Source organism: Colwellia sp. BRX10-1 (assembly GCF_014077545.1).
GTDB lineage: Bacteria > Pseudomonadota > Gammaproteobacteria > Enterobacterales > Alteromonadaceae > Colwellia_A.
In genome coordinates this window covers 1-12,154 of sequence record NZ_JACGWC010000026.1, presented here as the reverse complement: position 1 = coordinate 12,154, position 12,154 = coordinate 1, and the positions used below count along the sequence as shown (strand labels likewise).

Here is a 12,154-nt window from a genome sequence, read left to right as displayed (position 1 = left end):
ATATCTACGCTTGAAACAAGGCTTCAATCGATAAGTCTTGTTGACTTAAAATATCGCGTAAACGCTTAAGCGCCTCAACTTGAATTTGACGAACACGTTCACGTGTTAAACCAATTTCTACGCCAACATCTTCTAATGTTGCCGCTTCATATCCTAATAAGCCAAAACGACGGGCAAGTACTTCACGTTGCTTAGAGTTAAGTTCGTTTAACCAGTGAATAATATTATTTTTAATGTCGGATGTTTGCAAGCTACCTTCTGGACCACCACTTTTATCATCCGGGATAACATCAAGTAATACTTTATCGTTTTCACCACCGAAGGGTGAATCGACTGAGGTCATACGTTCATTTAGACGCAGCATTTTAGTGACATTAGCGACTGGCACATCAAGCGCTTCAGCAATATCTTCTGCGGTAGGTTCGTGATCAAGCTTTTGTACTAATTCACGCGAAGTGCGTAAATAAATATTGAGTTCTTTAACGACATGGATAGGGAGACGAATAGTGCGTGTTTGATTCATAATGGCACGTTCAATCGTTTGACGTATCCACCATGTTGCATAAGTTGAAAAACGAAATCCACGTTCGGGATCAAATTTTTCTACTGCGCGGATCAAACCTAAGTTACCTTCTTCAATAAGGTCAAGTAAGGGTAAACCACGATTATTATAACGACGGGAAATTTTAACAACTAAACGCAGATTACTTTCGATCATGCGTTTTCTTGAGGGTTCATCACCTTTAAGGGCAAGGCGAGAAAAGTACACTTCTTCTTCAGCGCTAAGTAATGGAGAAAATCCAATTTCGCTTAAATACAATTGAGTGGCGTCTAAATTCGATGGTACATCTTCTCTATCTTTAGATGATGATCTAGTTGATTCTTTTTTATCTACACTAGTACTTACCAATTCTTTTTCTATACTCATGCTGTATCTCCCAAGATTTAGCAAAGCCAACTATCAATGATTAAATATGCACACTAACTCCAATTTATTATTATTATTATTTGTTGTTATTTAGACAGGTACTTCATAGGGTTTACTGATTTACCGCGAAAGCGAACTTCAAAATGAAGCATGACTCTTTCAGCGTCTGTATCACCCATTTTCGCTATAACCTGACCCGCTTTTACCGACTGTTGTTCTTTCACTAAGATACTATCGTTATGAGCATAAGCACTAAGGTAATCATCATTATGTTTAACAATAATTAGCTGACCGTATCCTCGTAAAGCATCTCCGGCATAAACCACCACGCCATCAGCTGTCGATTTAATCGAGTCACCACGTATACCTGCGATGTTTATTCCTTTGTTACCTTGTTTTGCTGTAGAAAAACCTTCAATAACTTTTCCTTGAGCAGGCCACAACCAATTTCTTATTTTTTGAGAAAAACTTGTGCCATTTGCAGAGGTTTTATTGTTTACTTTTTGCCCTCTTACATTTTTACCATACGCCTGCTTTTTATTTGATGCAACAGGTTTTTTTACCCTTGTTGGTATGTTACTTTTCGGCTTTTCATTGCGCGCTATATTACTAGTGGCTTGGCTCGAATTTTTAACTAAAAATAATTTTTGTCCAGGGAATATTTTGTAAGGAGATACCAGATTATTAAAAGTGGCTAAGCTACTAATATCAACATTAGCTCGCCAAGCAATAGAATATAAGGTTTCACCTTTTTTAACGATGTACTCGCGACCTTTTAAGCTATTTTTAACACGCTTACTTAATGGAACTGAGCCTTGAACATCAACAACGGGGGCCGGTTTATGGTTAGAAGAACAACTTACCACAGACAAACTAAGCACTAAAAAAACCACATAAGTGATTTTTTTAGTGCTTAATAGAGCATAATTTTCACGATTTAAAATCAAAAAACCATCCTAGCGTTGTCTGTATTCATTTAACGTAAAACAAAATAGGCCACAACAATAAGCGCAACAATTAGCCAACCCAGTATATCTACCCATTGTCTTATCTTTTGTTCCATGGCGGCCCCTCCCCAGCGAATAATACCGGCAACCAAGAAAAATCGCATTCCACGACCAATTGCTGAAGCAATTAAAAACGGCAGAAAAGCCATATGTAAGAAGCCAGCACTGACTGTGAATAATTTATAAGGGATCGGTGAAAATCCAGCAATAAAGACGACCCAAACACCCCACTGCTGAAACCACAGCACAACGGCGTCAAAAGCGTCTTGCTTACCCATAGCGGTAATTGCCGGTTGTATCCAAGGTTCAAACATATAATAACCGAGTAAATAACCAACAGAGCCTCCCAAAATTGAAGCTATCGTTGTTAATGTGGCGTAAGACCATGCTTTGTGTGGTTTAGCCAGCACCATGGGTGCTAGAAGCACATCAGGGGGAATAGGGAAAAATATAGATTCAGCAAAAGTTAATAGTGCCAACATTCTTGGCGCAAATTTATGTTCAGCAAAACGAAGTGTCCATTCATACATTTTTGAAAAAATTTTCAATTAAATCATACCTTTTTTTCAGATAATAAAGAGTGAGTAATATTGTTTAGTTTATTTATGCAAAGACCACAATACTCTGCAGCTAATCTAGGGCTATGGCAGTAACGTACTGGCACAACTTTTTATATCAAGCGATGAAAAATTAAATTAACGCGCCGGGTACAAGCGGTACAAATTTAACCATTTCAACTTGTTGTTCTTTATACTCATCGCCATGACGAGTAATAACTTTTAGTATTTGCGTATCTGTGCCAACAGGTATCACTAAGCGCCCACCATCAGCTAACTGTTCCAGTAATGCCTTAGGCACTTCGGTTGGCGCTGCAGTAACAATAATCGCTTGAAAGGGAGACTTACTACTCCACCCTTGCCAGCCATCACCGTGCTTCATTGAGACGTTATTTAAATCTATTGATTGTAAGCGACGTTTCGCCTGCCATTGTAATGCCTTAATACGCTCGACCGAAAAAACTTTAGCAACCAATTGTGTAAGGATGGATGTTTGATAACCAGACCCTGTCCCTATTTCTAGAATGCTGTCAGGGACACCGTCCGCTAATAATAATTCTGACATTTTTGCCACTATATAAGGTTGAGAAATAGTTTGTCCCTGCCCAATAGGCAAAGCCGTATTGTCGTATGCTTTATGCGCTAAAATTTCAGGAACAAAAATATGACGAGGTGATTGAGCAATCGCTTGCAACACCCGCTGATCACGTATCCCTTCTGCGTATAATTTTTGCGCTAATAGCTCGCCGCTACGACGTGATTTACCGCTCACATTGCTCCCTACCCTTACATTCATAACCTGCTCTTTTTATTTTTTTTATTTTAAAATTAACATGTGATTTATCTAAAATTTAGCAATAACTCAACGGTAACTTAAATGATTAAGTCGCCGACCCAACGAGTGATCGATGCCAAACTATCATGGGCGGTCATATCAACAGTTAACGGGGTTATCGATGCATAACCATTGGCAATAGCATGAAAGTCTGTACCTTCGCCACAGTCTTGCTCTTGGCCTAATCGACCGTACCAATATATATCACGTTGCCATGGGTCTTGCGTTTTTTCCATCATTTCTGCTTTATGACGATTACCCAAGCGTGTCACCTTGACACCTTTTAATTCACTAAGCGGAATATCAGGGACATTAATATTGATAATTTGATCGACGGCTAATGGATGAGATTGTAAACGTTGAATAAATTTTGCCGTAACCACGGCAGCTGTTTGGTAATTTTGTTCACTTTGACCCACCAAGGAAACAGCGATTGCTGGCATTCCCATATGGCGCCCTTCTGTTGCCGCCGCTACCGTACCTGAATATAAAGTATCATCGCCTAGGTTTGCGCCACAGTTAATACCGGCAACAACCAAATCAGGTGTAACCAGCTGACTGATACCAAGATGAACTGAATCGGTTGGCGTGCCGTTTACTGAAATGAAACCATTGTCTAACGTTTGAATGCGTAGCGGGTTCATTAGCGTTAAAGAGTTACTGGCACCACTACAGTTTCTATCGGGTGCGACTACCGTTACCTCAGCCATTTTTACTAATTCGTCGTATAAAACTTTAATGCCTAAAGCATGAACACCGTCATCATTACTGAGTAATATTTTCATTAGTTTACCGCTCGCTCTGTCATATCTTGATAACTGATTAATTCACGCAAAATGGTGGTTGCATAACAACCAGAAGGCAAAAAGAAGCTCAATGTTATGGTGTCATCAACCGACTTTATACTGCCTTCAGTTAACGACAACCTAATTCTACGTCGTTCTTGCTTTAAACCAAACTTAGCTAAACCTTGGCAAAAGTCAGCGTAACCATCGGCAACCTGCTGCTCTAGCTGTTGTGATTCACCTTGCGACATTAATTCGCCAGCGCCCCACAGCACAGCCGTTAGGTCGATATCTTTTTCTTGAAAGCGTTGACGAATGGTTGCGTCAATTTCATCAGCCAAAAATACCGACTGTGTACCGCTTAACATAAAAACATCACCCGTTTGTAAAGATTCAAACTGATTTTTTTCAATACGAGTACTGATTATTTGATTAAATATTTCTGAGCGAGCCGCCGATAAATACAGGCCTCGTTTCTTTTTATCTTTTACTTTCTTACCTTGAAATAACTCCAACGCTCTTTCAAGGTTGCCGCCATTAATACCAAAGCGTTGTTCACCAAAGTAGTTAGGCACACCAAATTGGCTAACCGCAGCCCAGCGGCGTAAGACATCATCGGTATTACTGACATTACGTAACACTAATTCGAAGCGATTACCTGACAACGCACCGATGCGTAATTTTTTGTTATGACGTTGTTGGGAAAGAACTTCAACACCTTCAATGGCCAAGTCACTTAAATCATAAATCGCTTTGCCTGGTAGGTGAATACCGAACCACTGCTCGGTAACAGCAAATCTGTCTTTTAAGCCGGCATAAGATACTAAGCCTTCTTTTACCTTAAAGTATTTAGCCAACTCTCGGGCAACAACCAGCGTATTGGCGCCAGTTTTTCTCAGGTGAATAAATAAATGTTCACCTTCGCCGCAAGGTTCAAAAGGTAATTTTTCAAAGACCTTAAAATCAGACATTTCACTACGAAGTTGGCCAGTTGCATTCGGTTGGGTATATAAATATTGTAATGACTTGCTCATTTTATTGATTATTCTCTATAACGGCTGCAGAAGATTTTGTCAGTAAGACCACAGCGTGAACAGCCACACCTTCTTTACGACCTGCATAACCTAACTTTTCAGTCGTGGTTGCTTTTACATTAACTTGATCTAGCTCTGCTTGTAAGTCTTCACTTAAGCAAGTACGCATCGCCAATAAATGTGGTGCTATTTTAGGGGCTTGTGCAACGATAGTGATATCGGCATTACCGAGTTGATAGCCTTTTTCAATCATTAAACCGACCACATGCTTTAATAAAATTCGACTATCGATATTTTCATACTGACCATCTGTATCGGGAAAGTGATTACCAATATCGGCTAAGCAAAGCGCACCCAATATTGCGTCACACAAGGCGTGGATAGCAACATCACCATCCGAGTGAGCAATAAAGCCTTGCGGATAATCTATTTCTACACCGGCTAAAACAATAGGGCCTTTGCCACCAAATTTGTGTACATCAAAGCCGTGACCTATTCTCATGGTGTTTCCTGTAATGTTGGTTTTTGTTGCTGTTGTTTTTGCTTAGCTAAGAAAAAAGCGGCTAAAGCGAGATCATCTGGATGAGTAATTTTTATATTTTCACTGCTTGCCGAAACTAACAGACTAGGTAAATTAGCCCGTTCAATTGCTGATGATTCATCAGTGAGTTCAGCTCCTTGATTAAGGCCATTAATAATCGCTGCTTTTAATTCTCGCACGGGAAACATTTGTGGTGTTAGCGCGTGCCATAAATGCTCTCGCGCTACCGTTGATAAAACTTGCTGACCATTTAACGTACTCAAAACCGATCGTTTCATGGTGTCTCGCACCGGTGCAGCTAATAATCCGCCCACTTCTTTTGCTAGGCAACGAGCAATTAACGTTGAAATATCATCATGAGTAACACAAGGTCTCGCGGCATCATGCACCAAGACCCAAGAATAGTGCTCAGGGTCAATCGCTGTTAATCCAGCCAGTACTGAATCAACTCGTTCTTTGCCACCAATAACCGTTTCAACCTGAGCATTATTGATCAATGAAGTTTGTGGGTAATATTCATCATTTGCACTAAGCGCGATAATGACTTTATTTATCGACGGATGACTTAACAGGCGTTCAATGGTGTGTTCTAAAATCGTTTTATTATCAATAGTTAAATATTGCTTAGGGCAATTTGCCTGCATACGTTTACCTGCACCAGCGGCAGGGACAACAGCAATAAATTGTTGAGTGAGCTCTGTTGGATTAATTAGCATAACGTTATTATTCCGGGTCTATTTGCATGGTGTTTTTTTCAGAGGGTATTAAACGAAAGAATGTTTCGTTTTCTTTTATCATCCCTAACTCATTTCGAGCGCGCTCTTCAATAGCTTCGACGCCTGATTTCAAATCGTCGGTATCAGCATATAATAATTTATTACGTTGTTTGAGCTTGTCATTGTCTGCTACTTGACGTTGAACTTCTTGTTCCAAAGCTAGATAGTCAGGCACACTGTTTTTCCCGAACCATAGTCGGTATTGTAATAACATCAAAAAAACCAGTAATAGTACGGTTATAGCGCGCATAAAAACCTAATGTAAAGCCTAAAATTTAGTCAGAGAAGTACCAGTACGGTTGCCATTATAAATGGGTGTTTGCTGGTGTAAACATTATTAACGCATTTATAATTTTTAAAAATTAAATTGCTAACGATTGCTTAAAGTTACGCCAGTTAATGGCACAAGATAATAACAACTCACGCAAACTCGGTGTTAAAGGGTTTGCTCGATGGGCATTTAACCAACAATGGCCACTACAAGCTGCCGTCATCACTTTCTTATTCGGTTTGAGTAACTGCCCTATTGCCTGGTTTTGTTCAAGCTCGGTTAAAGAGAACCAACCATGAAGATTGGTTCGAAAACGCTGTTGCTCAAGATCAATTCTGTCAATAGAGTCTAATAATATCGTGGAATCTTTGGCAATAGGCACCACTAGGCCATGATGCAACGTTGCCGATAAATACCACTGTTTTACTGACTCGCTGTCTTGACCATTTAATGGCATCTGTACACCTTGTTTAGCTGACCAAGTTGCATTTTGCACATCAAGCTTTAGGGGTGTTTGCACCTGTAACATGGAATTTGCCGTACGCTTGATATAATGAGGCAAGCTTTTTAATCGCCCCTGCATCAATGAGGCTGTTAAAAGAGGATCTATACTCAACTGCCCCAACTCTCTTTCATATAGCGCATTACAAAGCTCAGCAAAATCAGCTGATTGATAGTCCCTTTGCCATATTGAGGTTTGTTCATTCATGAATAATTGAGTGCTTTTTAATACGTTACTGGGTAGAATTCAACCTGAAGTTTAAGCATAACCTATTGGGTGAAAAAGATAAAATAAAGCGATAGTCTTTATTTATGGCTATTACCATGCATATTATTAGCTTTATCGCCCTTAACATTAACCAATAGCGCTATGCTGTTAATTGAACTCCACATAATCTAACACCGAAAACTCATGGAAAATATATGTTTGAAAAAGTAGCAAGTGAAAGCCCAGTAGTAGAAAAAACACTCTCTCTAGCGCCAACCGATTTATTACGACAAGAAATAGATCAGGTAAGTTATATTTATAATATCATTGTTGATTTTTTTGCTAATTATACCTTCCAATTAATTGGCGCCTTCATCATTTTCGCGCTCGGTTATATCGTCGCAGGCAAAATATCCAATGTTGTATTGAGACTATGTACAAAACATAAACTTGATATCACCTTAAGTCAGTTTTTGGCCAGTACCACCAAAATGCTTATCGTCATTATGATAACCGTTATCTCGCTAAGTAAATTAGGCATTAGTGTTACGCCATTTATAGCTGCCATTGGTGCCATTTCTCTTGGCGCAGGTTTAGCCTTACAAGGTTTATTAGCTAACTATGCTGCTGGTTTTAATATTATTATTATTCGCCCCTTCGTGGTTGGTGATACCATAACGGTGCGCGGTGTTACCGGCATAGTCAAAGAAGTTCTTCTGGCTTATACCATAATTCATGACCAAGACAGTGTTGCGATCACCATACCGAACAAACATATTGTTGGCGAGATATTACACAATTCCAAACATGACTCATTATTAGAGTTAACGGTGGGTATCGCCTATAAAGAAGACCCATTACAAGTGGTTACTATTTTAGAAAAAACGATAGATGAACTCAATATCGTTGGAGAATCACGCGAACCACAAATTGGTATTAGCGAGTTTGCTGACAGCTCTATCAATATTTCGATACGCTTATGGACGCCCACGGCTAATTATTATGATGCTAAATTTAAAGCCTACAAAGCAATTTACTTAGCCCTGAAAGAAAACAATATCGAGATCCCGTTCCCACAACGCGACGTTCATTTAATCTCACAAGCTTAGTATAATGGTTGAATAAGTCTGACTTTTCACCATAAATTCAACGCATAAAAAAACCACTCATTGAGTGGTTTTTTTTCGAGGAAAATTGTAGCTGCGGATAATGTTCGAAACTAGCACTCATCAAATGATGATTGAGTCTCAATGGAAAATTTTGCCACAAACATGACCTAATGCAGAAATAAAAAAGCAGCCATTAGGGGACTGTAGGATGTCTGAGCTATTTGCTATTTTCTTTTGCTATTCTTTCTAGGTAGTTCTTTTTCATTTCATTCAATCCATCGATAAATTCTTGAGATTTATACCCATTTTTTTTAGCTTTTTCAAGCCATGAATGAGCAAGATTAAACTCAATATCCCCTCTTTTGTCACTCCACCGATGAGCATACATTTTACCTAGCCAGTACATCGCAGAAGAATCATTCTCTTTAGCTGCTCGTTCTAGAAGATTTTTTGATTTTTCTGAAAATGTATCAAGCACAAAGAGAAATATTCCATAAACTCTAATAGCGAGTACATCATTCTCTTTAATTGATTGTTCATACCAATATACAGCTAGTTTTTCATTTTTACTTTTTTCTGCATCATCATCCGCGTCTACAGCTCTATTTGCATAATTATTGGCCGTAAGGAGTTGCGCTTTTATATGACCACTATTAGCCGCTCCAAGAAGCCAAGTAAGAGCAACATCACTATTCTTTTCCCGCATTGTTCCTGTTTGATACATGGAACCAATAGTAAATTGTGCTCCAGCATGTCCTGCTTGTCCTGCTTTAGTTATAAAACTAAACGCTTCACGAAGGCTATTATCTAATTTAGGCCGATTGTTCTTGGCAAAATGCCAAATTTCATATTGGCTGTCTACATCACCATCAACAGCTTTAGCTTTTAATTTTTGATATGTAATGAGTAAATCAGAGTGACTTGGGTCTTTTATTTCTTTTGATACTGCACCCATGCTTAATAATAAAATGGCGACGTATAATATAGCTTTCATAATTCCCTTATATCCTAACTTCCGCTGTTCATTCTTTACAGACCATAACAATATCAGTTTTTTACGTCAAAATAGTGCAAGAAGTGGAAGTAAAAAACATTAAACTTCAGCTCTAGCTTTCATAAGTTTTAATAAGGATGTATGAAAATCCCTAAAAATAAATTCCCCCCAAATTCTAGAATACACACCAAAGTTAGTATTATCCTGAACGGTTGTAGAGAGAATTAATTCACTCTTCCCATTTTCTAGATGGTTTATTTTATAAAACCCAGTTAAAGGAGAGAAGTAATCACCACCCAATTTGACGTGCTTATCTAAAGAAGTATCAGGAATAGTGTCGGGGTCTATTTCAAAACGGTATGACATTTTCTCGTTAATGCTCCATTCTGTAATAACTTCATTAAATTTCACATTTTTCTCCCAAATACTAGTTCTAACACTACCCACATTAGCTCCTGACATTTTTGCGGAAACAGGGGCTGGGACTCCCATTAACTGTGTAAATGAAAATGGTAATTCATCTTTATCTATATGGTTAACATTGCCAAGTTCACCCCAAACATGTGAAGGTGATGCATCAATTATAATTGTATTTTCAATAGTATAAACATTTGATAGTTGGAGGTAATTTATTTCAACAGGAGCAATTATAAGTGGAATTAATGCGACACAAGATAAAGTACCCGGCTTATTCTTGAAGTGTTTTAATCCGTAACCTGCTGTTAAGCCTCCTAGACTGGAAAAGAACATAAATGCAGGTAATGCAATTAATACACAAATACTACCTTCTAATAAAGTTACTATACTTGCTAATAAGAAAACAAATATAGGCTGCCAAGCTATTACAGTCATCTCTCCTGCTGTTAGTTCATCTTTAACTTTATATTCGAAATAGATACGTATAAAGCCAATGACAAATGGCACTATAAACATAAATGAAATGGTAACTAATCCGCCAAAACCATTAAGCTGGTCTAATTCCCAAATAACTCTAATGATAACTCCATAGGCAACACCTAATAAGATACCAACATGCTTTGGTGAAATGTTTTTCATTTTATACTCTATTGATTCTCTGAAAATATATGATGATAATTATGGAGTACGACAGTCCGCTAATCGCTCTAACCTGTTGGTGAGCCCTTGATTACATTACGATATATCACTGATTTACTCAAGAGTGACATTGAGAGACAGTCAGTTATCTGAAATAAGAAACGATACCTCTCATATTCAGAAGTTAACTATATTGGCTAATAGTCCTCAAAGCCTTTATGTTTTTATGATTTAGTTTTTCATATTGAGAGTGCTTAATAAACTTTGGACCAATCCAACCATCCTCATGCGTAAAAGCCATGCTCCACGCCAGATTTGTTGGGTAAATATGGAAATCTAAGAGCTTACTGTTATTTTCGGGCTTGTTTCTAGTAATGTAAACCACTTGCTCGTCATGACCGAAGCAATCTTCCATCACAACATATTTAGGTGAATTATGAGTGTTATAAAGATCTAAAGCTTCTTCTCTGTCATGTTCACACTTTAGCAAATCCCACATATAAGTTTTACCGCGCAAAATACCTTTAAAAGGTGTCTTCTCAGGATGAAAAATAGAAAGCCACTCATGAGCTATTCTCAAGGCTTTTTCACCTTTAACAATTTCATAGTTTTCAATATCTAATTCTTCAATGAGGTTTATATGCTTCATTTATGGGTACTTTATTCTACTTCCGCTATTCGCTCTAGATAGACATTAACCTTTTCAATGCATTAACGTCAAATCAGTACCAACTGCGGTCAGTCATTTTCTCCTGTATTGGTGTATGGTTTATTTTTATTCATTAGTGCAGTTAACTTAAAGTAAGCCTCTAACACACTGGAGCTAAGCTTTGGCAATTGAAAACCATCTTCATTATTCATAATGCCGCTAATTAAGCCACCCATAATAACTTGTTTGTTTTTTCAACAATAAACTACACTTAAATTACCCTCTTATAAGTGTGGTGATTGTTATGCCTAAGCCTCGTTCACAACAAATCAGTTTATCTGATACGCCGTATTATCATATTTGCAGTCAAACCGTTCGCAAAGCCTTTTTATGTGGTGTTGATAAAGAAACCGGTGTCAGTTATGAGCACAGGCGTCATTGGATTGAACAGCGCATTTTTAAATTATCTCAGGTCTTTGCTATTGATATATGTGCTCATGCTGTCATGAATAATCACTTACATTTAGTCCTTCATGTTGATAGTGAACAAGCTAACAACTGGACGACGCTAGAGGTACTGTCCCGTTGGCATAAGTTGTTTAAAGGCACCCTGTTGACCCGTCAATTTCAACAAGAGCAATCATTAACTACATTAACTACATTAACTACATTAACTCCATTCGAAATGGAAATGGTTGAAGAAACAGCACAGGTCTATAAACAGCGTTTAATCGATATCAGTTGGTTTATGCGGGCATTAAACGAGCCTATTGCTCGACAAGCCAATAAAGAAGATAAATGCACGGGGCACTTTTGGGAAGGACGCTTTAAATCACAAGCGCTACTCGATGAAGGGGCATTACTTGCTTGTATGGCTTATGTAGATTTAAATCCAGTGCGTGC

The 12,154-nt window shown here is 38.3% G+C and carries 14 protein-coding genes and 1 pseudogene; 2 read left to right on the top strand and 13 right to left on the bottom strand.

Annotated elements, in window-relative coordinates:
* Positions 1-4: 4 nt before the first annotated feature.
* From rpoS to H4J75_RS16430, 10 genes are all read right to left on the bottom strand, one after another.
* Positions 5-928, bottom strand: coding sequence for an RNA polymerase sigma factor RpoS (gene rpoS / locus H4J75_RS16475; protein WP_182216949.1), 924 nt, complete (start codon positions 926-928; stop codon positions 5-7).
* Between the two features lie 86 nt (positions 929-1,014).
* Positions 1,015-1,875: a peptidoglycan DD-metalloendopeptidase family protein gene (locus H4J75_RS16470; RefSeq protein WP_220465347.1), complete on the bottom strand. Its 861-nt coding sequence runs from the start codon at positions 1,873-1,875 to the stop codon at positions 1,015-1,017.
* A gap of 29 nt (positions 1,876-1,904) precedes the next feature.
* Positions 1,905-2,483: a YqaA family protein gene (locus tag H4J75_RS16465; protein WP_182222730.1), complete on the bottom strand. Its 579-nt coding sequence runs from the start codon at positions 2,481-2,483 to the stop codon at positions 1,905-1,907.
* Positions 2,484-2,625: 142 nt separating this feature from the next.
* On the bottom strand, positions 2,626-3,288 hold the full coding sequence (locus H4J75_RS16460) for a protein-L-isoaspartate(D-aspartate) O-methyltransferase (protein WP_070374500.1): 663 nt from the start codon (positions 3,286-3,288) through the stop codon (positions 2,626-2,628).
* 77 nt (positions 3,289-3,365) lie between these two features.
* Entirely contained in the window at positions 3,366-4,112 is a 747-nt protein-coding gene (surE, locus tag H4J75_RS16455; protein ID WP_182222729.1) for a 5'/3'-nucleotidase SurE, read from the bottom strand.
* Positions 4,112-5,146, bottom strand: a complete 1,035-nt coding sequence (gene truD / locus H4J75_RS16450) for a tRNA pseudouridine(13) synthase TruD (protein ID WP_182222728.1) — start codon at positions 5,144-5,146, stop codon at positions 4,112-4,114. The genes surE and truD overlap by 1 nt, the downstream gene beginning before the upstream one ends.
* Before the next feature lies 1 nt (position 5,147).
* Complete coding sequence (gene ispF, locus H4J75_RS16445) at positions 5,148-5,648, bottom strand: 2-C-methyl-D-erythritol 2,4-cyclodiphosphate synthase (protein ID WP_070374503.1); 501 nt, start codon at positions 5,646-5,648, stop codon at positions 5,148-5,150.
* Complete coding sequence (gene ispD / locus H4J75_RS16440) at positions 5,645-6,403, bottom strand: 2-C-methyl-D-erythritol 4-phosphate cytidylyltransferase (RefSeq protein WP_182222727.1); 759 nt, start codon at positions 6,401-6,403, stop codon at positions 5,645-5,647. The genes ispF and ispD overlap by 4 nt, the downstream gene beginning before the upstream one ends.
* Before the next feature lie 7 nt (positions 6,404-6,410).
* Positions 6,411-6,713, bottom strand: a complete 303-nt coding sequence (gene ftsB / locus H4J75_RS16435) for a cell division protein FtsB (RefSeq protein ID WP_070374505.1) — start codon at positions 6,711-6,713, stop codon at positions 6,411-6,413.
* A 112-nt stretch (positions 6,714-6,825) separates the two neighbouring features.
* Entirely contained in the window at positions 6,826-7,443 is a 618-nt protein-coding gene (locus tag H4J75_RS16430) for a hypothetical protein (protein WP_182222726.1), read from the bottom strand.
* Positions 7,444-7,658: 215 nt separating this feature from the next.
* Between H4J75_RS16430 and H4J75_RS16425 the strand changes: the two genes are divergently transcribed.
* Positions 7,659-8,552 (top strand): mechanosensitive ion channel family protein, encoded by an 894-nt coding sequence (locus H4J75_RS16425; RefSeq protein WP_182222725.1) that lies wholly within the window; start codon positions 7,659-7,661, stop codon positions 8,550-8,552.
* Positions 8,553-8,769: 217 nt separating this feature from the next.
* On the opposite strand, the gene H4J75_RS16420 is transcribed toward H4J75_RS16425, so the two are convergent.
* The 3 genes from H4J75_RS16420 to H4J75_RS16410 all read right to left on the bottom strand — a co-directional run bounded on the left by H4J75_RS16420 (position 8,770) and on the right by H4J75_RS16410 (position 11,251).
* On the bottom strand, positions 8,770-9,546 hold the full coding sequence (locus tag H4J75_RS16420) for a tetratricopeptide repeat protein (RefSeq protein ID WP_182222724.1): 777 nt from the start codon (positions 9,544-9,546) through the stop codon (positions 8,770-8,772).
* A gap of 99 nt (positions 9,547-9,645) precedes the next feature.
* Positions 9,646-10,602: a hypothetical protein gene (locus H4J75_RS16415; protein ID WP_182222723.1), complete on the bottom strand. Its 957-nt coding sequence runs from the start codon at positions 10,600-10,602 to the stop codon at positions 9,646-9,648.
* A gap of 184 nt (positions 10,603-10,786) precedes the next feature.
* Complete coding sequence (locus H4J75_RS16410) at positions 10,787-11,251, bottom strand: hypothetical protein (protein ID WP_182222722.1); 465 nt, start codon at positions 11,249-11,251, stop codon at positions 10,787-10,789.
* Positions 11,252-11,555: 304 nt separating this feature from the next.
* On the opposite strand from H4J75_RS16410, the pseudogene H4J75_RS16405 reads away from it, so the two are divergent.
* A pseudogene (locus H4J75_RS16405) lies at positions 11,556-12,154 on the top strand (transposase); the annotation flags it as partial.

Coding starts and splice junctions, on each gene's coding strand:
- rpoS (WP_182216949.1), bottom strand. CDS start 928: ATGAGTATAGAAAAAGAATTGGTAAGTACTAGTGTAGATAAAAAAGAA.
- H4J75_RS16460 (WP_070374500.1), bottom strand. CDS start 3,288: ATGAATGTAAGGGTAGGGAGCAATGTGAGCGGTAAATCACGTCGTAGC.
- surE (WP_182222729.1), bottom strand. CDS start 4,112: ATGAAAATATTACTCAGTAATGATGACGGTGTTCATGCTTTAGGCATT.
- truD (WP_182222728.1), bottom strand. CDS start 5,146: ATGAGCAAGTCATTACAATATTTATATACCCAACCGAATGCAACTGGC.
- ispF (WP_070374503.1), bottom strand. CDS start 5,648: ATGAGAATAGGTCACGGCTTTGATGTACACAAATTTGGTGGCAAAGGC.
- ispD (WP_182222727.1), bottom strand. CDS start 6,403: ATGCTAATTAATCCAACAGAGCTCACTCAACAATTTATTGCTGTTGTC.
- ftsB (WP_070374505.1), bottom strand. CDS start 6,713: ATGCGCGCTATAACCGTACTATTACTGGTTTTTTTGATGTTATTACAA.
- H4J75_RS16430 (WP_182222726.1), bottom strand. CDS start 7,443: ATGAATGAACAAACCTCAATATGGCAAAGGGACTATCAATCAGCTGAT.
- H4J75_RS16425 (WP_182222725.1), top strand. CDS start 7,659: ATGTTTGAAAAAGTAGCAAGTGAAAGCCCAGTAGTAGAAAAAACACTC.
- H4J75_RS16420 (WP_182222724.1), bottom strand. CDS start 9,546: ATGAAAGCTATATTATACGTCGCCATTTTATTATTAAGCATGGGTGCA.
- H4J75_RS16415 (WP_182222723.1), bottom strand. CDS start 10,602: ATGAAAAACATTTCACCAAAGCATGTTGGTATCTTATTAGGTGTTGCC.
- H4J75_RS16410 (WP_182222722.1), bottom strand. CDS start 11,251: ATGAAGCATATAAACCTCATTGAAGAATTAGATATTGAAAACTATGAA.